Annotated in this window: 21 protein-coding genes and 3 pseudogenes; 6 read left to right on the top strand and 18 right to left on the bottom strand. The window is 71.4% G+C overall.

Annotation, left to right across the window (positions count from 1 at the left end):
- Positions 1-26 precede the first annotated feature (26 nt).
- Complete coding sequence (locus AB0I91_RS23370; protein WP_499638744.1) at positions 27-617, top strand: potassium channel family protein; 591 nt, start codon at positions 27-29, stop codon at positions 615-617.
- A gap of 10 nt (positions 618-627) precedes the next feature.
- Here AB0I91_RS23370 and AB0I91_RS23365 read toward each other — a convergent pair whose 3' ends face one another.
- Together AB0I91_RS23365 and AB0I91_RS23360 are read right to left on the bottom strand one after the other, a co-directional pair.
- Entirely contained in the window at positions 628-2,613 is a 1,986-nt protein-coding gene (locus AB0I91_RS23365) for an acyltransferase family protein (RefSeq protein WP_499638742.1), read from the bottom strand.
- Positions 2,614-2,862: 249 nt separating this feature from the next.
- Positions 2,863-3,087 carry a hypothetical protein gene (locus AB0I91_RS23360; protein ID WP_499638740.1) on the bottom strand — a complete coding sequence of 75 codons (225 nt, stop codon included), beginning with the start codon at positions 3,085-3,087 and terminating at the stop codon, positions 2,863-2,865.
- Positions 3,088-3,341: 254 nt separating this feature from the next.
- On the opposite strand from AB0I91_RS23360, the gene AB0I91_RS23355 reads away from it, so the two are divergent.
- Genes AB0I91_RS23355 through AB0I91_RS23340 form a run of 4 tightly spaced genes read left to right on the top strand, consistent with a single transcriptional unit; the run spans position 3,342 to position 4,883 of the window.
- A complete protein-coding gene (locus AB0I91_RS23355; protein ID WP_499638738.1) occupies positions 3,342-3,632 on the top strand; it encodes a hypothetical protein in 291 nt (96 codons plus the stop codon).
- Positions 3,633-3,634: 2 nt separating this feature from the next.
- The gene (locus AB0I91_RS23350) at positions 3,635-3,991 is read left to right on the top strand and encodes a cation:proton antiporter domain-containing protein (protein ID WP_499638736.1); all 357 of its coding nucleotides are present in this window, start codon (positions 3,635-3,637) and stop codon (positions 3,989-3,991) included.
- Positions 3,991-4,314, top strand: coding sequence for an aromatic-ring hydroxylase C-terminal domain-containing protein (locus AB0I91_RS23345; protein ID WP_499638734.1), 324 nt, complete (start codon positions 3,991-3,993; stop codon positions 4,312-4,314). The genes AB0I91_RS23350 and AB0I91_RS23345 overlap by 1 nt, the downstream gene beginning before the upstream one ends.
- Positions 4,311-4,883 carry a TetR family transcriptional regulator gene (locus tag AB0I91_RS23340; protein ID WP_499638732.1) on the top strand — a complete coding sequence of 191 codons (573 nt, stop codon included), beginning with the start codon at positions 4,311-4,313 and terminating at the stop codon, positions 4,881-4,883. Before AB0I91_RS23345 ends, AB0I91_RS23340 begins: the two co-directional genes overlap by 4 nt.
- 25 nt (positions 4,884-4,908) lie before the next feature.
- On the opposite strand, the gene AB0I91_RS23335 is transcribed toward AB0I91_RS23340, so the two are convergent.
- The 9 genes and pseudogenes from AB0I91_RS23335 to AB0I91_RS23295 form a co-directional block, all read right to left on the bottom strand.
- Positions 4,909-5,391: a Rossmann-fold NAD(P)-binding domain-containing protein gene (locus AB0I91_RS23335; protein WP_499638806.1), complete on the bottom strand. Its 483-nt coding sequence runs from the start codon at positions 5,389-5,391 to the stop codon at positions 4,909-4,911.
- A 41-nt stretch (positions 5,392-5,432) separates the two neighbouring features.
- Positions 5,433-5,813 (bottom strand): annotated as a pseudogene (locus tag AB0I91_RS23330) (SDR family NAD(P)-dependent oxidoreductase); the annotation flags it as partial.
- A gap of 19 nt (positions 5,814-5,832) precedes the next feature.
- On the bottom strand, positions 5,833-6,654 hold the full coding sequence (locus AB0I91_RS23325) for a DUF3592 domain-containing protein (protein WP_499638730.1): 822 nt from the start codon (positions 6,652-6,654) through the stop codon (positions 5,833-5,835).
- A gap of 131 nt (positions 6,655-6,785) precedes the next feature.
- Complete coding sequence (locus tag AB0I91_RS23320; protein WP_499638728.1) at positions 6,786-7,799, bottom strand: SPFH domain-containing protein; 1,014 nt, start codon at positions 7,797-7,799, stop codon at positions 6,786-6,788.
- Positions 7,799-8,233, bottom strand: a complete 435-nt coding sequence (locus AB0I91_RS23315; protein WP_499638726.1) for an NfeD family protein — start codon at positions 8,231-8,233, stop codon at positions 7,799-7,801. Before AB0I91_RS23315 ends, AB0I91_RS23320 begins: the two co-directional genes overlap by 1 nt.
- Positions 8,234-8,378: 145 nt before the next feature.
- Positions 8,379-9,533, bottom strand: coding sequence for a PucR family transcriptional regulator (locus AB0I91_RS23310; protein ID WP_499638724.1), 1,155 nt, complete (start codon positions 9,531-9,533; stop codon positions 8,379-8,381).
- A gap of 120 nt (positions 9,534-9,653) precedes the next feature.
- Positions 9,654-10,474 (bottom strand): annotated as a pseudogene (locus AB0I91_RS23305) (class I SAM-dependent methyltransferase).
- Positions 10,475-10,524: 50 nt separating this feature from the next.
- Positions 10,525-10,959 (bottom strand): hypothetical protein, encoded by a 435-nt coding sequence (locus tag AB0I91_RS23300; protein WP_499638804.1) that lies wholly within the window; start codon positions 10,957-10,959, stop codon positions 10,525-10,527.
- A 19-nt stretch (positions 10,960-10,978) separates the two neighbouring features.
- Positions 10,979-11,164 (bottom strand): annotated as a pseudogene (locus tag AB0I91_RS23295) (NAD-binding protein); the annotation flags it as partial.
- Between the two features lie 314 nt (positions 11,165-11,478).
- Between AB0I91_RS23295 and AB0I91_RS23290 the strand changes: the two are divergent.
- Complete coding sequence (locus AB0I91_RS23290; protein WP_499638722.1) at positions 11,479-13,533, top strand: acyltransferase family protein; 2,055 nt, start codon at positions 11,479-11,481, stop codon at positions 13,531-13,533.
- 961 nt (positions 13,534-14,494) lie between these two features.
- Here AB0I91_RS23290 and AB0I91_RS23285 read toward each other — a convergent pair.
- The 7 genes from AB0I91_RS23285 to AB0I91_RS23255 form a co-directional block, all read right to left on the bottom strand.
- A complete protein-coding gene (locus tag AB0I91_RS23285; protein ID WP_499638720.1) occupies positions 14,495-15,520 on the bottom strand; it encodes a hypothetical protein in 1,026 nt (341 codons plus the stop codon).
- A gap of 136 nt (positions 15,521-15,656) precedes the next feature.
- Positions 15,657-15,980: a VOC family protein gene (locus AB0I91_RS23280; RefSeq protein WP_499638718.1), complete on the bottom strand. Its 324-nt coding sequence runs from the start codon at positions 15,978-15,980 to the stop codon at positions 15,657-15,659.
- Between the two features lie 318 nt (positions 15,981-16,298).
- The gene (locus tag AB0I91_RS23275; RefSeq protein ID WP_499608980.1) at positions 16,299-17,444 is read right to left on the bottom strand and encodes a glycosyltransferase; all 1,146 of its coding nucleotides are present in this window, start codon (positions 17,442-17,444) and stop codon (positions 16,299-16,301) included.
- A gap of 42 nt (positions 17,445-17,486) precedes the next feature.
- Entirely contained in the window at positions 17,487-18,395 is a 909-nt protein-coding gene (gene lipP1, locus AB0I91_RS23270) for a LipP1 family hormone-sensitive lipase (protein ID WP_499638716.1), read from the bottom strand.
- A 14-nt stretch (positions 18,396-18,409) separates the two neighbouring features.
- On the bottom strand, positions 18,410-19,378 hold the full coding sequence (locus tag AB0I91_RS23265; protein ID WP_498782328.1) for an alpha-ketoacid dehydrogenase subunit beta: 969 nt from the start codon (positions 19,376-19,378) through the stop codon (positions 18,410-18,412).
- Complete coding sequence (locus AB0I91_RS23260; RefSeq protein WP_499608984.1) at positions 19,378-20,361, bottom strand: thiamine pyrophosphate-dependent dehydrogenase E1 component subunit alpha; 984 nt, start codon at positions 20,359-20,361, stop codon at positions 19,378-19,380. Before AB0I91_RS23260 ends, AB0I91_RS23265 begins: the two co-directional genes overlap by 1 nt.
- Before the next feature lie 5 nt (positions 20,362-20,366).
- Positions 20,367-21,266, bottom strand: coding sequence for a phytanoyl-CoA dioxygenase family protein (locus AB0I91_RS23255; protein ID WP_499608986.1), 900 nt, complete (start codon positions 21,264-21,266; stop codon positions 20,367-20,369).
- Positions 21,267-21,276: the final 10 nt, after the last annotated feature.

Raw genomic sequence — 21,276 nt, 5'->3', positions numbered from 1 at the left:
GCTTCGGCGCCTGCCCGGCCCACGAGTTGACCGCGCACGGCTCGCAGGTGCTGGGCATCGACTCCGACCCCGCGCTCGTGCAGCGCTACGCCGACGACCTCACCCACGCCGCGGTCGCCGACTCCACCGACGAGACCGCCCTGCGGCAGCTCGGCGTCCACGACTACCGGCGCGCGGTCGTGGCCATCGGCTCGGAGTTGGAGGCGAGCAGCCTCACCACCGCCCTGCTGGTCGACTTCGACGCCCCCCACATCTGGACCAAGACCAACAGCCGCCGCCACGGCCACATCCTCCGGCGCATGGGCGCCCACCACGTCGTGCTGCCCGAGCACGAGATGGGCGAGCGCGTCGCGCACATGGTGACCGGCCGCATGCTAGACTACATCGAGTTCGACGACGACTACCCCATGGTCAAGACCACCGCGCCGACCGAGGCCGTCGGCGTGCCCCTGGCCGACAGCAGGCTGCGCACCCGCCACGGCGTCACCGTCGTGGCGGTCAAGCGCTCCGGCCGGGACTTCTCCTACGCCAGCGCCGACACGGTCGTCGAACGCGGCGACATCCTCATCGTCGCCGGCCGCACCCGGCAGGTGGAGGCGTTCGCCGACCTCACCTGACCCGCGCCCGTCACCACCCGTTCTCCTCCAGTCCCAGCAGCGGGAGCAGGACGGCTTCCACGAACGGCGCCATGGTGGTCGCGTACGTCGAGCTCAGGTGGTTGTCGTCGAGGTAGACGAAGACGTTGCCGATGATCGGTGGACAGGTTTCGTCCTCGCAGAGGTAGTCGCTGAAGTCCGCGAACGACACGTTGGGCGGCACGTCCGGAAGACTCGCCCACGGCGGCTCCGGCGCGAGCAGGTCGAACCGTGGTGCGGCACACGCACCCGGGTCGAACCCGTGGGCGGCGGCGCACTCCGCCGGGGAGACCGAGAACCGCGGGTTGTCCCGGACCGCCAGCACGGACAACCCCACCTCGGCCAGCTTGCGCCACTGGGCGACGAAACCCTCCGGTGTGGTCTCCGTCAGTCCGATCCGGACGTTGCGCGTGCCGTTGGCGACGACGAGGTCCGGGCGCAGGTCGGCGAGCTCGTCGACGAGGTCGGCGTTCCACTGGATGCACCTGGCGTCCCCGGGCATCGCGTCGGCGTCGGCTGAGAACGGGCACGCGCCCTTGAGCACGGAGATGATCTGCCAGTCCCGTTCCTTCGCCACCGGCCACAGCGCCGCGAGGTACTGCTGCATGTGCGAGTCGCCCACGACGGCGATCCGTCTGGCCGGTTCGGCGGAACTGGGCGAGGTGCACACGTAGAGGTCGCGCGGATTGCGTGGCGAGAAGCCGCACGTGCTCCCTTCGATCGCGGCGAAGTCGTCGCGCAGCGAGACCAGTGGCGGGATCACGGTCGCGTCCTCCGAGCCCCAGTACTCGAAGTCGGGCATCCGGGCCAACGCGCCGGGGTGGTCGAGGTCGTCGACCAGCAACTCGTAGGAGGCGGCCTTGCGGTCACTGACCGCCTGCCAGGCGAACGCGGCCACCAGCACCGGCACCATCGCCGTCGCCCCCAGCGCATGGGCGCGCCACGCACGGACCTCACCGACCGCGGAGCGGCGCACCGGAGCTTCGACCAGGTGGTGGGTCGCCACGGCCAGCACGACGGACAGCCCGATCACCACCGCGCCCCCGAGCCAGCCAACCTCCTCACGCCCGCGCACCACCAGATACAGCACGAGCACCGGCCAGTGCCACAGGTACAACGCGTAGCTCAGGTCGCCGACGTAGCGGACCGGGCGGGCCGACAGCAACCGGTCGGCGCCCGCTCGGCTGCCCGTGGCTCCGGCGGCGATGACCGCGGCGCCGCACAGCGTCGGCCACAAAGCGGCCCAACCGGGAAACACGCTGCCGACCGTGAGCACCAGCCCACAGGCCACCAGCCCGAGGACTCCGAGCCACCCGAGAACGACCCGCGCCCACGCACGCAGCGCCACCGAATCGACGACCAGGGCCAGCAGGCCGCCGAGCGCGAACTCCCACGCCCTGGTCAACGAGTGGAAGTACGCCAACGGCTGGTTCGCCGCGGTGAGGACCACCGAGAACACCAGCGAGCCACCGAAGACGGCGACCAGCAGGACGCCGACCGAGCGGCGCACGTCCGCGGCGGCGCGGCGGCCCACCCAGACCACGGCCACCACCAACAGCGGCCAGACCAGGTAGAACTGGCCCTGGATCGACAGCGACCAGAAGTGCTGGACGACGCTGGCCTCGTCGTGCTGGTTGAAGTAGTCCGCCGCGTCAGCCGCCAGTTGCCAGTTCTCCAGGTACAGCGCGGCGGCGACGACCTCGCGGATGGTCTGGAACCACCGGTTCTCCGGCAGCGCCACCACGCACACCGCGACCAGGGCGAGCAGCACGGTCAACGCCGCCGGGAACAGGCGCTTGACCATCCGACCCCACAGCGGGACCAACTCGATCGGGCCGCGTCCGGCCGCCCTCACCAACTGCCCGGTCACCAGGAAGCCCGAGATGAGGAAGAAGACGTCCACGCCGCCGGAGACCCGACCCAGCCACACGTGGTAGACGACCACCAGCACGACCGCGAGCGCCCGCAGTCCTTGCAACTCCGGACGGTAGCCGCGGGACCGATCGAGGCTCGGGGCACCGGAGGGCGAAGGAGACGCACTCGGCGGGGCGGGTGACGGCTTCAAGATCAACTCCGGGTGCGTCGGGGCGGGGACGCCGACCAGACTTCCCGGCACACCTGTGGCACCACGGGGTACCAGGCCCGAACCATACCCGCCCGCCCCGAGCCGTCGTCGAGGCGGGCGGAGGTCGGAGGTCGACAGCGCCCTGCCGCCGGGCGCCCCGGGTCAGGAGGCGGGCAGGACGACGGGTTCGCCACAAGGCGTCACCGTCGCCTCGACCACTTCCGAAGCCGGTCCACCATCCTCGCGGATGGCGAACAGCAGTGCGGCCACCAAAGCCCAGGCGGCGCCGACGATGCCGAGCACCCAACTCGACCAGACGAGAGCCAGGACCAGGTTGGCCGCGGCGCAGCCTGCGTGCACCGCAAGCACGGCGTGGATCAGCGACAAGCGTCTCATGGCGACTCCGGGAAGGACGACGGTTCTCCGAATCGCCGACCAGACTTCCCGGCACACCATGCCGCCACCGGACAGGCGACAGCACTGCGCACCTTATCGATCCGGACATCGGCTCCGTTACCCGAACGGATCGATTCGCGCCTCCGCACAGGTTTGCGGCATCTTTGCGCTTGGAGCGCCGGGAAGTCTGGTCGGCACGCCCCGTCGCGACGCGATGGGGTGTTTCGTCGACGACGGGACCCCTCATGGCGCTGGTGCTCGCTTTCGGGCTCGTACTGCTGATCAGCGTGTCGCTCTCCAGCCTGGCCGCGCGCACCGTGCTGTCCACAGCCCTGCTGTTCCTGGTGGCGGGAGCCCTGATCGGTCAGGGTGGTTTCGGCCTGATCGACATCCCGTCCGACGGCGTGTTCGTCACCGGGCTGGCGGACCTTGCGCTGTTCACCGTGCTGTTCACCGACGGCCAGCGCGCCGGTCTGCCGCGCTGCGCGAGGGGTGGCGGCTGTCGGGACGGGCGCTGGGCCTGGCGATGCCGCTGACCATGATCGGGATCGCGGTGCCCGCGCACTTCCTGGCCGGGCTGGACTGGACGACCGCGCTGCTGGTCGGCGCGATCCTGTCCCCCACCGACCCGGTGTTCGCCTCGGCGATCGTCGGGCGCGCGGACGTGCCGCTGCGGCTGCGCCGCCTGCTCAACGTCGAGTCCGGCCTCAACGACGGTCTTGCCCTGCCGTTCGTGCTGATCTTCCTGGCCACCGCCACCCGGGACGAGCCGCACCTGGGCACCATCGCGCTCGAACTCGTCCTGGGACTGGGTGCCACCAGCGGCCTCACCGGGCTCGTGCTGGGTGAATCCACCGCGAGCAGGCTGGTGCGCGACCGCGTGCTGTTCCCCTGATGAGCCTCCCAGCGGCGGAGAAGCTGATCTGGGAACGGGCCTCTCAGCTGCGCACCAACTACGCCCGCTCGCCGTTCGGTCGACGGCCCAGGATCGGTGACCGGGTGCCGGAGTTCGCGTCGACCGACCGGTTCGGCTCGACCCTCGCCACACCACGGGACGACGGCTGCGCCGCGGTCGCCCCCGACGCGCTCGGCGACGTCCGGCACGTACACCGCGACGGCGAGGCGCTGCTGGTGCGCCCGGGCGGCCACCTGGCCTGGCGGGGCAAGCCGGAGCCGGACGCACTGCGCCGGGCGCTGGCGGTCATGCTTGACCGGTGACCAACCAGGCAGGGCGAGGAGGGTCGCGCGAGCAGCGCAAGGCGCGCACCCGCCGCGCGATCCAGGAACACGCGCTGCGGCTGTTCCTCGACCAGGGCTATGACGCCACGACCGTCGAGGAGGTCGCCGCCGCGGCGGGCGTGTCGCACATGACCTTCTTCCGCTACTTCCCCACCAAGGAAGCCGTGGTCGAGGACGACGACTACGACCCGTTCATCGCCGACCTGGTCCGCGCCCGCCCCGGCGAGGAGAGCCCGCTGGAGGCGCTGCGCACCGGCTTGGACGCGGTCCTCGACACCGACCGCGACGCCGTCTACGCCCGAACGCGGCTGATCGTGACCACCCCCGCTCTGCAAGCGCGGCAGTGGCGCAACACCGCCGCCACCGGCGACCTGCTCGCCGCCGCGCTCGCCGACCGCGAACGACGACCGGTCGACCTGCGGCTGCGCGTGATCGCCGCAGCAGCCACGGCGGCCCTCGCCACCGCCCTGACCGCGTGGGTCGAGGGCGACGGCGCCGACGACCTCCGCTCGCTGATCGACCAGGCGTTCGCGGCACTGGGGCGCTAGCTCACGCCGTCAGCCCGGACGCCGGTCACCGGTTGTCGTCCCACCACGCCCACGACAGGTTCCCGGCGAGAGCCTGCGTGACCGACCAGAGTCGTTCACGGGCCGCCCGGTCGCAGGCGAACGCGGGCGCGTTCACGGGCCGCCTGCGCTCATCGACGTAGACGCCGTGAACGGTCCCGTCCCTCTGTTCACCGCCGCCCTCGGTGATCCGCACACAGGTGGCGGCCAGGTCCTCCGGAGAGGCGGCCAGCCGGTTCTTCGGCGCGTACAGCACGCGCAACAGCCGCGGCATGGCGGCCAGCCGGTCGGCGTCCAGCCGCACCGCGGGCACCCGGACGCACGTGACGTCCACGTGGCCGGCGGTCCTCGACGCCAGCTCGAAGCTGAACATGATCTGGGCCAGCTTCGAGTGGTAGTAGGCCCTGGTCGGGCTGTACCAGCCGACGCCGTCCAAGTGGTCGAAGCGGATCCCGATGCGGGGCATGGTGACCAGTCCCTTGCTGGCCACGGTGACCACTTTCGGGTGGGCGCCGCCCGCAGCAGCCCGCTGAGCGCGGCCGTCAGCCGGAAGGGCCCCACGTGGTTGGTCGCCCAGATCAGCTCGTGCCCGGCCGACGTGTACCGAGGTCGGCGCAGCGACTGGTCGAAGTTCGCCGCGTTGTGGATCACCACGTCGAGGTGGTCGACGTGCTGCGCCACCGAGGCCGCGACGGCGTCCAGGCCGTCCGACTCGGCCATGTCGGCGAGCACCAACCGCGCCGGTTCCCGCGCGGTCGCGTTGATCCGGGCCAACGCGTCCTCACCTCGCCGCCGATCACGGCACACGGCGAACACCCGGTGGCCGCGCTCGGCCAACTGCCGCGCCGCGCGCAACCCGATACCAGAACCCGCTCCCGTGATCACGACGGCGAGCCGACGAAGGTCGGTCATGGGGAACTCCCCGGTCCTCTCAGCCCGAATCCCGTGCCCCTGCCCGGACCGCCCGTGCGGCGGCGAGAACGGGACCGAGGGTGAACACCAGCGTCAAGCGCCGGCCGCGGCCACCGACGAGGACCTCACCGGTGCGGAACTCCGGCGGGATCGAGTGGTTGACCGGGTAGGTGGTCACGGCGGCCATGGCGCGGCCTGAGGGGTCGTCGAGGAAGCGGATGTGGTTGAGCCGCTTGCCAGCAGCCTCGACCAGCCCTCGCCGCCAACCGTGACGACGCACGGCCCGAAGGCGGCGACCCCACCTGATCGACCCGATCGCCCCCGGCGGCAGCAGCACCACCGACACCACGAAAGCGACGATGGTCGCGTAGGCAGCCCAGACAGGATCGTTGGCCACCCCCGGCGCGGCGATGCGCTCCGGGTCCAGCGGGTCGTAGAACACCGTGATCCGGTCGTCCACGTCCAGCACCGGGCTGGTGTCGTCGAGGTTCATCCAGCGGGTCCGCTCCTCGCCCTCGACGGTGTACCTCACCTCGATCGAACCGGCCGCGCCGCGGAAGCCCGGTTCCGTGCCGACCACGACACCCGGCGCGGTCCGACCCGTCGAGAGCAGCTCGTGCGCCCTGTCCTCCAAGAGGACGGCGCCCGTGACGAATCCGGCGAACAGCAGCAGGCCGCACAGCAACATCACGCGACCGCGACGGCGCAGGCGCCGAACCGCCAGGGTCGCTACCGCCTCCGACACGGCGTACTGGGCGGGCCACGTCAGGTCGTCCAGGCCGCGCACGAGCACCGTGGTCCAGCGCAACCGCCGCACGATCCGGATCGTGGCGTCGATCAAATCCCCCTCCTCGGTCCGAGGGCACCGCGTGACGATTCAACACAGGACGAGCGCACCGGAGCACGCCTTGGTCGGCAGCACTCCGGTGCGGTGATCGGTCCCCGAGAGGACCGCCCCTGGCGGGGGATCGGTCAAGCGGGCGTGGTCACCCGGCCCGCGGTCTCGGCGTCGGCGACCGCTTCGGCCGCGGCTTCGGCAGCCCTGTTCGCATCGTCGGCCGCGCGGGCCGCCGCGTCGTCGACGGTGGCGGCGGGCGCGGTGGCCTGGATCTTCGGCAGCGCCTCGGTGAAGGCCCGGGAGACGCCCTGCAACGCCGAGGTCACCTCGCTGGGGATCACCCAGAACGTGTTGCCCGGCCCCTGCGCCAGCTGCGGCAGCATCTGCAGGTACTGGTAGGCCAGCAGCTTCGGGTCGGGGTCGTTGCGGTGCACGGCCTGGAACACCTGGTCGATCGCCCGCGACTGCCCCTCGGCCTTGAGGATCTCCGCCGCCCGTTCACCCTCGGCACGCAGCACGGCCGCCTGCTTGTCGCCCTCGGCGGTCAGGATCTGCGACTGCCTCTGCCCCTCGGCGGTCAGGATCGCGGCGCGCTTGTCCCGCTCGGCGCGCATCTGCTTCTCCATCGCGTCCTTGATGGTGCGCGGCGGGTCGATGGCCTTGATCTCCACGCGGTTGACCCGCAGTCCCCACTTGCCGGTGGCGTCGTCGAGCACGCCGCGCAGCTGGCTGTTGATCGTGTCGCGGGAGGTGAGCGTGCGCTCCAGGTCCATCGACCCGACCACGTTGCGCAGCGTGGTGACGGTCAACTGCTCCACCGCCTGCAGGTAGCTGGCGATCTCGTAGAACGCCGCGCGCGGGTCGGTGACCTGGAAGTACAGCACCGTGTCGATCTCCACCACCAGGTTGTCCTCGGTGATGACCGGCTGCGGCTGGAACGACACCACCTGCTCGCGCAGGTCGATCGCCGGGTGCACCCGGTCGATGAACGGGATCACCATGTTGAGCCCCGGTTGCAGGGTGCGCTGGAACCGGCCCAGCCGCTCCACGTTGCGGGCCCGTGCCTGGGGCACGATCCGCACCGCGCTCAACATCACGAGCACCACCAGCAGCACGATGGCCACGCCGACGATCGCTGAAGCTTCCACTACTCACTCCCCGGGTAGACGAATGCGGTGCTGCCGCTGATCCGCAGAACCTGCACGGTGACGCCCTCGGGGATCACCAAGGCGTCGTCGAACGGCCGCGCCGTCCACTCCTCCCCCGCGATCCGCACCCGGCCGTCGTGCCGCGTCACCTCGCGGAGCACGTAACCGGACTCCCCCACCAGCGCATCCACCCCGAACCGCGCGGACCGCGGCCTGCGCAGGTGGTCGCGGGCGAGTGGGCGGACCAGCAGCAGACCCAGGGCCGAGACGACGGCGAACACCACGAACTGCGCCGGCAGCGGCAACCCGACACCGGCGGCCCCGGCGGTGAGCAACGCTGCCCCGCCCAGGATGCCCAGCGCCGCGGTGAAGGTGAAGGCCTCGACCGTTCCCAGCAACAACCCGAGCAACAACCAGACCAGCCAAGCGTCCATGGAGTGCTCCGTCCCCGGCCGCCAATACCCTCGCCCTCAAGCCCTTGACCTGCTGCAATTGTTCCCCGACCCAGGGGCCGGGACAACGTGGGAACCCGGCGGCCAGACCACACCGTTCATTGCCGGACATCGGCAACGAACGGTCCTACGAGGCCTGGTCGGTCGGTAGTCCCAGCAGCTTGGCGCCGAGAACCGCGATGTGCAGCGACAGTGCCTGTGACGGGTCCTCCACCGAGTAGCCCGTCAGCTCCTTGACGCGCTGGAGGCGGTAGGTCACCGTCCGGACGCCCACGTGCAGCTCGCGGGCGCACGCGGTGGCGACCTGCCCGTGGGCGAAGTAGGCGGACAGCGTGTCCAGCAGGGGTTCGGCGCCGCCGCGCACTGCGTGCAGGGGTTCCAGCACAACGGACACCAGGTCGGCCAGCGCGGCGCTGTCGCGCAGCAACACCTGGTAGACCAGCAGGTCCTCGGCCCGGTGCACGCGTCCGGCCAGCGCCAAGCGCTCGGCGATGTCCAGCGCGTACTTGGCCTGCTCGAAGGAGCGCACCACACCACCCGGTCCCGAGTGGACACGACCGACACCGACCGACCACGACTGGTCGGCCCCCAGGGCTGCGGCCACCTGGCGCACGAACTCGTCGAGGACTCCGCTCATCGCCTGGGGAGCGACGCAGACGAGCAGGTCGTTCTTGGTGGTGATGAGAGCGTCGCGGGAGTCCAGCCGCACGTGCAGCGAGATCTCCACCGCCCTGACGACCTCGCCGCCGTCGACCACCGGCTGCGCGGCGCGCACGGCCGCCACGACGTTGCTGCCCGCCAACCGCAGCCCGAACCGCTCCGCCCGCTCGGCCAGCTGACCCAGGTTGCGCCCGTCGAGCAGGTCGTCGACGAACTCCCGGCGGAACGACTCCTCCTGGCGCACCGACCACCGCTGAGCCTTCTCATAACCCGCCGACACGGCCATGACCGCCGCGTCGGCAGCCTTGAACACCGCCTCGCCTGCGGCGCGGACGGCATCGGCGTCGATCACCTCCCGCACCCCGGACAACAACGGCCACGCCAGCCAGGTGGCGCTCAGGTGCAGGTCGATCACCTCGTGCAGGGGCACGCCCTGCTCGGCCGCCCGGGCACCGGCTTCGCGCCGGATCCGGAGTTGGTCGGGTCCCAACCGGCGCCGCGTCGTGCTGACCTCGTCCAAGCCCTCCAGGTACCCGTCGAGGAGGTCGACCGGCACGCCGTGCGCGTCGCGGCCGGCTCGGCCGGCGACCTCCGCCAACGCTGTCGTTCCGTTCGCGGGCATGGAGGCCCCCTTCTTGTGCGTGCCGTGCGATCGACTCCCGGAGCTGGTGCGGCACCGCCCACGTCGTCTGCGGAGTGGTCGGTCGGGCCAGGTCGTCCGGACACCACGGCGCGGTCCCGCTCAGCGCTTCTCGGCCAGCACGGTGCGCTCCAACGGTGAGATCGGCACGGCCCGTCCGGTACCGCGCACGTAACGCGCGTCGAAGTCCCCCGGACCCATCTGCTCCACCTCGCGCCAGCCGCGCTCGGTCAGGAACGCACCCACCTCGTGCGGGCGCAGCCCGAACCGCCAGAGCGGCCGCCCGGCCACGAACCGCCGGTGCAGCGCCTCGGAGCCGTACATCTCGTCGCCGTCCAGGAAGTCCTTCACGACGTAGGTGAACACCAATCGGCTGCCGGGCGCCTGGTCCGCGAGGAAGTCGAAGGTCCTGCGCACCCCGTCCTCGGTGAGGTACTGGGTCACCCCTTCCCACACGACCAGGCACCGGTCGCCGGTGTGGTAGCCGTGTGCGGCCAGGACCGCGCGGAGGTCCTCGGTGTCGAAGTCGATCGGCACCAGGGTCACCCCGTCTGCGGCGGGCAAGCGCCTGCGCTTGTGCTCGACGTTGACCGGCAGGTCCACCTCGAACACGGCCGCACCCGCGGGAACACCCAACCGGTGGCACGGGTGTCCAGACCCGCACCCAGGACCACCACGGACCCGATCCCGTCCTCCAACGCCCGGACGAACTCGTCGTCGATGTAGCGCTTGCGGCACGCGACACCACCCCAGACACCGGGCGCGGCCCGCTCCGACGCCCTGATCAGCGCCGCACGGACCCTCGGTCGTCGGGCCAGTCCTACCACCCACCTCGACAACGGCGGCAGCACCGAGACCGCCAACGGGTCGTGAAGGAGACGTTGCCCCGGTGAGCGGTGCTGCTCCACCGCCGCGATCACCATGGGCCCGACCGCCGTTCCCGCCGCCCTGTCCGCCATGACCGACTCCTTCCTCACAGGTCGACCTCTCCGGTCCCGGACGGGACGGCGCCGAGCACCAGCAGCCGGTCGCACTCCCGCAACTCGGCCACCGCGGGGTGTTCGCACCAGTGACGCGCGCCGTCACGCACCACGGCGACCACCGACGGCCCACAAGCCGCCGGCGCACGGCCCACCTCCGCGGGCAGCACGGAACGCTCGGTGACGACGAGGCCCACCACCGAGGCGAGCAGGCGACGACATCGCCCGCCGACGACGGGCACCCGGAGACCGACCAGCCTCGACGCGACCGGATCGCGGCACACGACGCGGTCGGCACCCAGGTCCATCGCCGCACTCGCCCACAGGTGGTCCTGCACCGTGACCACGATCGAGGCCACCGGGTCGAGCAGGCGTGCCATCCAGGTGATCTGCAACGCGTCGCCGTCGGACGCCACGCAGATCAGCACGGAATGCGCACCCGGCACTCCGGAGCACACCGGTGTCGGTGCCGTCGCCGGCGATCGCCTCCGCGCCGGCCACGGCTGCCGAGCTCGCGCGGTCGACGTCGAGGTCGATCACGACCACGCCGCGTCGGCGATCGTCGTCGGGCACGGTGCGGAGGGCGTCACGTCCCTGCGCGTCGTAGCCGACGATGACGATGTGCCCGATCATGAGCGGCTCCCGGTCCAGGACGGCGACGAACCCACGCCGACCAGGCTTCCCGGCACACCGAGCACGATCGTACCGCCCGACGCACGCCGCCACGCTCCTCATCCGGCCACCGTGGCTCGTACCGTCCGGCCCGCGGCCCGAGATCCGGCCCCGCCCAGGCGGTAGGCGGCCGGTCACCGCCTGCGCGCTGCCGGTTTGGCCGCAGCACGCCCACTCGGTAGCGTTCGGACCGCCGGACCGCGTTCCACGTGGGCGGCTGGTGTGCCGGGAAGTCTGGTCGGCGTCCGTGACCGACCGTCTCCTGGAGTTGCTCCGTGCCCGTCCCCACCGCGGCCAGCGCCCGCAACCACGCGTCTGCACCCGCGGCCGGCCGTTTTCGTCCCGAACTGCAGGGTCTGCGCGGCGTCGCGGCGGTCCTGGTCGTCGTGTACCACGTCTGGCTCGGCCGCGTGTCGGGTGGCGTGGACGTGTTCTTCCTGATCTCCGGCTTCCTGGTGACCGGACAGCTGCTGCGCGCGGCGGCGGGCGGCGGAATCGCGTTCCGGACGCTGTGGGGACGGATGATCACGAGGCTGTTCCCCGCGGCGCTGACCGTCCTCACAGCCGTCCTGGTCACGGGCTTCGTGCTGCTGCCGGAGAACCAGTGGTTCCAGACCATCCGCGAGGTCGCCGCCGCCGCGCTGTACCTGGAGAACTGGCAGCTGGTCGCGGACTCGGCGGACTACTTCGGGCAGCACAACGAGGCCAGCGTCGTCCAGCACTACTGGTCGCTGTCCATCCAAGGCCAGTTCTACCTGGTCTGGCCACTCCTGATCGCGCTGGTCGTCGTGGTGGCCCGCCGCGGTGGGCACGTAGCGCACCGTGCGGTGGCGGTCTGCCTGTCGGTCGTGTTCGCCGCCTCGCTCGCCTGGTCGGTGGTGCTCACCTCCACCGACCAGCCGCCGGCCTACTTCCACTCGCTCACCAGGGCGTGGGAGTTCGCGCTCGGCGGGTTGCTCGCCCTGGGCCTCAACGCGTTCAGCCTCACCGCACTCGTGCGGCTGGCGTTGGGCTGGGTCGGCCTGGCGGGGCTCGTCGCCTGCGGTCTCGTGCTCCGCGTCGGCAGCGTCTTTCCCGGCTACGCCGCGCTGTGGCCGACGCTGTGCGCCGCCGCGGTCATCGCCGCGGGCGGCAGCGGGAGCGCGTTCGGCGTCGACCGGCTGCTCGCCACCCGGCCCGCCCGCTACCTCGGCGACCTCAGCTACACCCTCTACCTGTGGCACTGGCCGGTGCTGGTCTTCTACCTCGTCGTCCGCGACCGGACCGAACCGGGCCTGCTCGGCGGTGCGGCCGTCATCGGCTTGTCGCTGGCCTTGTCCGTGGTGACCCACCACCTCGTGGAGAAGCCGGTGCTCCGTTCCCCGCTGCGCGTGCCCACCGGGTGGGGCGCCTACCGCTTCGCCGCACTCGCGCTGGTCCCGGTGCTCGTGGCGGCCGGTGGCTGGCAGCTGGTCGCGCAGCGCAAGGCGGCCCTGCACGCCGCGGTCGTCGACGATCCCGACCACCCCGGTGCCATGGCGCTCGAACCGGGCTTCGAGTACTGGGGTGCGGAGCACCCCTCCGTCGCGCCGCCTCTGGTCGCCCTGCCGAAGGACTTCGCGGGCATCGAAGGCGGCACCTGCACCACGGCGTCCTACAACAAGGAGCTGACGTACTGCCACAGCCCGGTCACGGGTGTGCCCGACAAGCGGATCGTCGTCGTCGGCGACTCCCACATGCAGCAGTACCTCGCCGCGCTCGACCAGGTCGCCAAGCGTCGCAACTGGGAGGTCATCGCCATGAACAAGGGCGCCTGCCCGTTCTCCACCGAGTCCAACGCGATGCCCGGTGACGCGAAGTGCCTCAAGTGGAACGCCGACGCGGTCGACAAGATCGTGTCCCTGCGGCCCGACCTCGTGCTGGCCAACGGCACCCGCGACGTCCGCTCCGGGCTCACTGAGGAGACACCGCCGGGGTTCGTCGCCCAGTGGCGGAAACTGGAGGAGGTCGGGATCGCCGTCGCGGCCGTGCGCGACAACCCACGCCACCTCTTCAAACCCTCGGAATGCGCGAATACCCACGGCGCCGAGGCACCTCGCTGCAGCACTCCCCGGGCCGACGTGCTCAGCGCGGAACCGCCGTACGCGCGCATCCCCGACCTGCCGTCCAACGTGGACTTCCTCGACTTCAGCGACTACTTCTGCCCCGGCGACCACTGCCCACCGGTGATCGGGAACGTCTACGTCTACCTCGACGACAGCCACGTCAGCGCCACCTACACGAGCACGATGTCGCCGATCCTCGAACGGGTGCTCGACGAGCGCTTCGCCCACACCGGCGGGGACCTATGAGCCGCGGCGATCTGGACGACCACCCGTCCGTCACCGCAGGACAGCGGTCCGCACCCGTCGAACCGGCACGGTTTCACCATTCGCTTGCGAGGCGACCACCGGGTAGGGCATCTCTCCCCTCTGAGCGCCGGGAAGTCTGGTCGGCACACCCACTCGCAACCGCGGTGGGCTGTTCGACATGGGCGGAGGGCCTCATGCGTCACCCGGCGAAGCGCCGCCGTTTCGGACCCCAGCGGACTTCCTCGCGCATCCCGTCCCTGTGGACGGCGGCCTGATGGCGCTCCCCAGCACGATTCCCGGTGTGACCGACTTCGGCGCCGTGTCGACGCTGCAGCCGAGGTGGATGCGGACGAGAACGCTGTTGTGGTGGTCGGCGGTGGTGCTGCCGTCGACCGTCGCGGCCGTCTGCGCAGCGTTCGCCCTGCTCGCTGGGTCGTGGTGGACGGCGCTGCCGGCGATCGCGGCAACCTCGGTCGCCGCAGGCGGCGCGTGGCGGTTGCGCCGGCGTGGACTGACACAGCCACCGTCGTGGCTCCCCTCGGCATTCCTGGTCGCAGGCGGCCAGACGCTGCTGGGCGTCAATCCCGGCCTCGGACTCGCACTCTCCTCAACCTCCGGCGACATCGCTCAGGCACTCGCCGGCTCGCTGTTCGCCGCGGCGCTCGCCTGCGCGGTCGCGTCCTGCGTGCTCGCCCACCGGGCGAACCGGTCCCTCACCACGCCCCTGGTACCGGAACTGGGCGCCACCGGTTTCACGCTCGCGCTCGCCGTCCGGTTCGCGCTCACCACCCCCGACCTCGCCTCAGCGCGGCTCGACGTCGAGGCGGACCGGCTCACGTGGTCCGCCCGCCTGCACCGGGGCAGGGGCGCCGGCCCGCGCGCCGAGCACATCGTCCACTTCGCCGACCTGCGTGACGTCGCCCCGACCACGCTGCCACCGCGACCCACCCCCCTGACCTGGCTACACCTGCCGGACGGCACCGCGCTCCACGCGCCGCCCGGCCCGGCGGTGCTGGTGCGAACCACCTCCGGCGACTGGATGATCCCCGTCCACGACGCCCTGCTGGTCCGAAACCTGGTGCTGACCCGAAAAGACCGCTGGGCACGGGGTGCGACCACCTGATGACGGGACGAATACGGCAAAACACTCACAGCAACGTCGTCGGGCGGCTAACGTCCGAGCCTGCACGGCGGGCCAGTCGACACCTTCGAGGTGCACGTGGGGCAGGACCGCCCGGGTGGTGGCGATGTTGGCACGCGCCATGGTCAGATCACCGACCTTGTGGTGCCACTGCTCGACCTCGCTCTCCCGGCGCCAGCACCACTCCGCGATGCCCCGCGCCGCCGCCGACGGCACCGCCGCGGGGACGATCAGCGGACAGGCGCGCATCCCCGAGGCGATCCGCCAGGAGAACTCCTCGCCCAGCGACGCGAACACCCCAGCGAGGTCGTCGCGCCCACGGTGACGTATGGCCACGTCATGCACGTAGTCGGCCCGGAAGGACATGACCGGATCGGCGTGCAGGGAGGTAGCCGGTTCGGACAGCCGGATCCTCGTGGCGTCCAGCAGTCCTGCGGCCGCGAACACCCGACGTGCGGTCTCGGCACGAACGGCCTGCGAACTCCCGCCTGCCAGGTCTACGGTGATCTCCTCGTCAAGCGGGAACAGCGGCGGCAAGAGCCCGTCGTCCCAATCCCAACCCTCGGTCGGGTCCGCGACCACCAGTTGACCCGTCACCGGATTCCACGACACAAGCAGGTGGAAGCCCGACCGCTCCACCTCGACCGTGACCTCCGCGACCTCGGCACCTCCCCGGTCCGGATCCTCGTCGTCGTACCACTCCTCGACCGCAACTTGCGACCAGCCCGCCCGCACCAACGGAGCGACCAGACGACGCAACAACAGCCGCCCCTCCGCCTCCCGGGACCGTGGAGGCACGGCACCCGAGATCGCGGAACCCACCGCGTCCTGTTCACCCACGGACATGGCCGCTCACCGTAGTGCATCGCCGGTCAGCGCCGAACCCCGTGACGACAGGGCAGGCATCAGACCTCCAACGACTTCGATCCCTTGGTGCCCACAGACAACAGTCATGTCCTTCTCGCGCAGTAACACCACCATGTCAGCGCCCACGGCCGACCGCGCGAAACCCGCGGACGCCGCAGCAACCGGGATGTCCTCCAGCAGACGACACCTGTTCGTGCGCTTCGGCGAAGTCCTCGACCCACAGGTCGAGGTGCACCTGCTGCTTGGTCGGGCCGTCCGGCCACTGCGGAGGCACGTGGTCGGGCGCGAGCTGCACCCCGACACGGGGCGCCCCGTCGACCACCACCATGTGCCAGTCACCATCCTCGTCCACCTCACCACCGAGCACCCCCGCCCAGAACCGGCTCTCGGCGGCGAGATCGGCGGCATCGAACGTCACGACCTGGTACTTGATCCGCATCACGCCAGTCTGTCAACGCTCCGAGCCAACCGCAGGACCGGCGCCACCTCTCGCTCGGGCAGCGCACGCGGTGAGGTCAACCGGACGTTCGGCACCACGATCGTGCTGACGATTCGCGGTCGTGGCGCCGGGCCGGTGCCACGACACAGCTCCGATCAGGGGCCGCCGGCCACTGCCATGAGCTTCTTCCGCGCGGGATTGGTCGATGTCTTCGATGTGCGCATGATCCGTCTCCTCCGGACGTGAGCGCGATCCTGAGACAGCCGGATGAGGATCGCCTGCACTGGTTGTCGCAGCAGGCGTGCGCACCGCCGCCGGTCAGGTGTGGTCGGGCAGGGTGCGGGCCACGTCGTGCGGTGACGGCATGGCGGCCACCTCGGTGGCCATCGCGCGGGCCGCGTGGTGCACGGCGTCGTCGGTGAGCAGTCGGCGTGCCTTGGTCGCGATCGCCTCGGCGGTCATGTCTCCGGGTAGCAGGTGGTCGCCCAGGCCGGCCTCGGTCACCACATCGGCGTTGTTGAACTGGTCGGCCGCCTGCGGCAGGACGAGCTGTGGCACGCCCGCGCCGAACGTGCCCAACGTGGTGCCCGCGCCCCCGTGGTGGACCACGAGGTCCGCGTGGGGCAGCAGGTCGGCTTGGGGCACCCACGGCAGCACCACGACGTTGTCCGGCAGGTCGCTCAGCGCCGCCGGGTCGGCCCTCCGTCCGGCGGACACGAGCACCCGCGCGCCCACCACCGCCAGGCCGTCGATGGCGGTGCGCAACAGTGACGCCTCGCTGAACGCCGTGCCCAAAGTCAGGTACACCAGGGGTTCTCGGTGTTCCACGACCCACGACGGCAACTCGCCCGGTGTGGCGAACGCCACCGGCCGCAACGGGATCCGGTGCGCCGACGAAGCCAGGAAAGCCTGGTTCTGCACCGAAGGCGGGCAGATGTCGAGGTACGGGTGGCCCAGCGTCATGGGATCGGTCCGGGGCACCTCGACGCCCAGCTCCGCGCCGAGGGCGGTGAGGTAGTCGCGGGCGGGTTCGGCGAAGTCGGGTTCCTGCCACATCCGACCGTACGAGTGGCACAGCGCGGGCACGCCCGCGACCTTCGCGGCCAGGCCCGCGCCGGGGTTGCCGAACTCGTGCACGACCAGGTCCGGCTTGCGCTCGGCGAGGACCGGCGCGAGCCCGGTGGCGAAGCTGCGCGGCAGCACCGAGGCGAACGTGAACGCGACCCGCTCGGCGTCGACGTCACCCGCTGTCGAGAACTCCACGCCCGCCATCGCGGACTCGAACGCCTTGCGCGGCGACATGCCGCCCCGGATGTGCCCGATGCCGTGCGTGGCCAGGACGTCCGCGAAGAGGCTGCCGGTGAAGTAGTCGACGTCGTGGCCGAGCTCCCGGGCGGCGACGGCGAGCGGCAGCAGGGGGAAGGTGTGCCCGTACAGACCGAGGCTGGAGAAGAGGATGCGCACGGGTTCAGATCCCTTTCGAACGTGGTGTCGGTGGCATGGGTTTCACCGACCGAGGTAGGTGCGCAGGAACGCCGCGACCTCGGCCCGCGCCTCACGAGCCGCATCCACCACGCCCGACATGGCGAAGAAGCCGTGCGCCACCCCCGCATACCGCGTCGCGATCACGGGCACACCGGCCGCGCGCAGTCGTTCGGCGTACCGCTCGCCCTCGTCGCGCAGCGGGTCGTGCTCGGCGGTGATGACGAGCGCCGGCGGCAGGCCGGTCAGGTCCTCGGCGAGCAGGGGTGAGGCCCGCGGGTCCCGGCCGTCGTCCGGGCTCGCCAGGTAGTGCCCCCAGTACCAGGCGACGGATCGGCGGTTGAACGCGGCGGGGTCGTCGTTCTCGCGCATGGACTCGGTGTCGCCGCGGTGGTCGGTGTTGGGGTAGACCAGCACCTGGGCGGCCAGTGCGGGGCCGCCGCGGTCGAGGGTCACTACGGCCGCGAGGTTGCCGCCTGCGCTGTCGCCCGCCACGGCGAGGCGGTCGGGGTCGACGCCGAGCTCTGCCGCGTGCGCGGCGATCCAGGCGACGGCCGTGCGGCAGTCGTCCACGGCGGCGGGGAACTTGTGCTCGGGCGCCAGCCGGTAGCCGACGGTGATCACCTGGCAGGGCACCGCGTTGGCCAGGGCGCGGCAGATCTCGTCGGAGGTCTCGATGCTGCCCAGCGCCCAACCGCCGCCGAAGAAGTAGACCAGGGTGGGCAGGGGTCCGGCCGCGTCCACCGGGCGGTAGATCCGGATCGGCAGGTCGCCGCCCGGTCCGGGCAGGTGCCGATCGGTGACGTGGCGCACCGGCTCGCCCGCGCCCGCCGCCGCCCGGATCGCGGCGAGGTCGGCGGCCCGCGCCTGTTCGATCGAAAGGGTGTAGAGCGGCGCGGAGGCCGGCTTCCCGAGCGGCGGGTCCAGTGGCATGCGGGCCTCCGTCGTCACTGCTTGAGCACCTTCTGGATGGCGGCGGTGAGCTGGGCGCGATCGGGTTGCACGGCGAGGTCGAGCCCGAGGGCGAACGGCACCACGGCGCCGTCCGGCCTGGTCACCCGGACGGGCGGCGCGACCAGGGCGCACCGCTCGGCCGCAGTGGCGATGACCTCGGCCGCGATGCCGCACATGCGGTTGGAGTCGTCGACCACCACCAGCCGACCGGTCTTGGCCACCGAGGCCGCCAGCCCCTCCCAGTCGAACGGGTACACGGTGCGCGGGTCGAACACCTCCACCGAGACGTCACCGGCCAACTCCTCGGCGACCGCCAACGCGTCGTGCACGAGGTGCCCGACCGCCACGACCGTGACGTCACCGCCCTCGCGGTGGACCCGGCCGACACCGAGCGGCACCGGGGCCAGCCCGTCGTGGTCGAGGTCGACCCGGACGCCGAGCGCCGCCGCCGGTGCGAACACCACCACCGGGTCGTCGTCCCGGATCGCCGTGGTCAGCAGGCCGTAGGCGTCCTCGGGCGTGGCGGGCACCACCGTCTTCACCCCGGCGTGGGCGAACAGGGCGTACGGGTGGTCGGAGTGCTGCCCGGCCCAACCCGTCTTCGACCCGGAGCCGGGTACCAGGTACGTCACCGGCACGCGGGTCTGACCACCGGTCATCAGCGAGAACTTGTGCGCCTGGTTGACGATCTGCTCGAACGCCAAGTACAGCAGCGCCGGGATCTGGAACTCGATCACCGGCCGCCGCCCGGCCAGCGCCGCACCGGTGGCGAAGCTCGTGAACGCCTGCTCCGACAGCGGCGTGTCCAGCACCCGGTCCGGCCCGAACCGCTTGAGCAGGCCCGCGGTCACGTTGGAGACCGCGACCCGGACGTCCTCACCCAGCACGAACACCGAAGGGTCGCGGGCCAGTTCGTCGCCGAGCGCGCGGTTGAGCGCCTTCTGGTAGGACAGCCACGGCATCACCCACCACCGCCCGGACGCGCTCGCATCCCGGTCGCGTAGAGGTGGTCGAGCGCGCCGACGGGGTCGGGGTGCGGGCTGTCGAGCGCGAAGGCGACCGCCGCGTCCACAAGGGACTCGACCTCCGCGTCGAGGAGTTCCCGCTCACCGTCGGTCAGCCGAGCACCCTGGATCTCCACCGGATCTCTCTCGCGTCCGCTGAGGACCTCGTCGTCGTCCCGGTAGCGGACCCGGGCTTTGTGCTCCCACGTGTGGTGCGCGTCGAACCGGTAGGTCAGGCACTCGACCAGTGACGGCCCACTGCCCGCGCGGGCGCGGTCCACCGCCTCGCGCGTTGCGGCGAGCACCGTGCGCGGGTCCATCCCGTCCACCGTCACCGACGGTATCCCGAACGCCTCGCCACGCCCGGTGATCGTGCCCGCGACGGCGTCCGACACGGTCAGGGTGGTGGCGTAGCCGTTGTTCTCGCAGACGAACAGCACCGGCAGCCGCCACAGGGCGGCCAGGTTCATGGCTTCCAGCAGCACGCCCTGGTTGACCGCGCCGTCGCCGAAGAAGCTCACCGCGACCCGGTCACTCCCCTCCTGCCGGGCGGCCCAGGCCGCGCCCGCCGTGATCGCGCCGTTGGCGCCGACGATCGCGTTCGCCCCGAGGATGCCCAGCGCGAAGTCCGCGGCGTGCATCGACCCGCCGCGCCCCTTGTTCAACCCGGTGGCACGACCGGCCAGCTCGGCGAGCACCCGGGCCGGATCGGCGCCCTTCGCGAGCACGTGCCCGTGCCCGCGGTGGGTGCTGGTGATCATGTCGTCCACGCGCAGCGCCGCGCACACACCGGCGGCGATGGCCTCCTGGCCCGTGTACGGGTGGATGCCGCCGATGATGTCACCGGAGCGGACGAGCTCGACCGCCCGCTCCTCGAACCGGCGGATCAGCCGCACCGTGCGGTACAGGCCGACGTCGGTGTCCGGGGCGTGTGCCGCCACGGCGGTCAGGCGCGCCACACGGGCGGGCAGAACTCCGGGTCGGCGTAGTCCGGCTTGCCGTCCGCGGTGCGCCGCACGAGCGAGTCGTGGTTGTAGAAGGCGAGGTTGCCGTCGGACAGGGGGAACTCGCGGTAGGCGTTGTCACCGTCCTGCAGGTGCAGCGAGATGGCCTGGCGGGGCCGGGTGGAGCGGTTGGGCCCGCTGCCGTGGTAGGTCCGGCAGTGGTGGAAGCTCATGTGCCCCTTGGGGATGATCATCGGGATCTTCCGGACCGTGGTGCCGTTGTGCTCTGCGTTGGCCGTGAGCAGGTTCTCCAGGTGGTCCGGGTCCCGTTCGGCGAAGTGCTTGGTGGCGCTGTCGTCCGAGCCGACCTCCTCCCAGACGTGGCTGCCGTCGACCATGGTGATCGTGCCCAGTTCCTCGTCGCAGTCGTGGAACGGGATGAACGCGGTGAGCATCCGGTCCGACGAGGACGACGACCAGTAGTGCTTGTCGAAGTGCCAGGGCACGACGTTGGACGGCTCCTCGGCGATCGGCGGCTTGTAGATCAGGGTCGACTGGAACACCCGGATCTCGTCAGCCTCCGCCAGCCGCGCGGCCACCGCGCCGATCAGCGGCTTGAGCAGCGCCTTGGCGATCGCGTCGCTCTCGTAGTGCACGTAGTCGTTGTGGCGCTGGACATCACCGTGCTCGGGCGTCCAATAGGCCAGCCGGGGCGGGCGCGTCGGCAGCAAGCGGCTGCGCTCCCCCGCGTAGTACCGGTCGACCGCGGCGGCCAGCTCGTCCACCTCGTCGTCGGAGAACAGCTTCTTCGACAGGTACCAGCCGTGCTCGGCGTAGAACCGGACCTCGTCGTCGGTCGGGAGCAGGGCGCGCTCCTGCTCGGTCAGCGCGAACTCGTTCACGGTGCTCTCC

The sequence above is a fragment of the Actinosynnema sp. NPDC049800 genome, assembly GCF_040656635.1.
GTDB lineage: Bacteria > Actinomycetota > Actinomycetes > Mycobacteriales > Pseudonocardiaceae > Actinosynnema.
The sequence above is the reverse complement of the archived record's forward strand: the minus strand, read 5'-3'. Positions and strand labels throughout refer to the sequence as shown.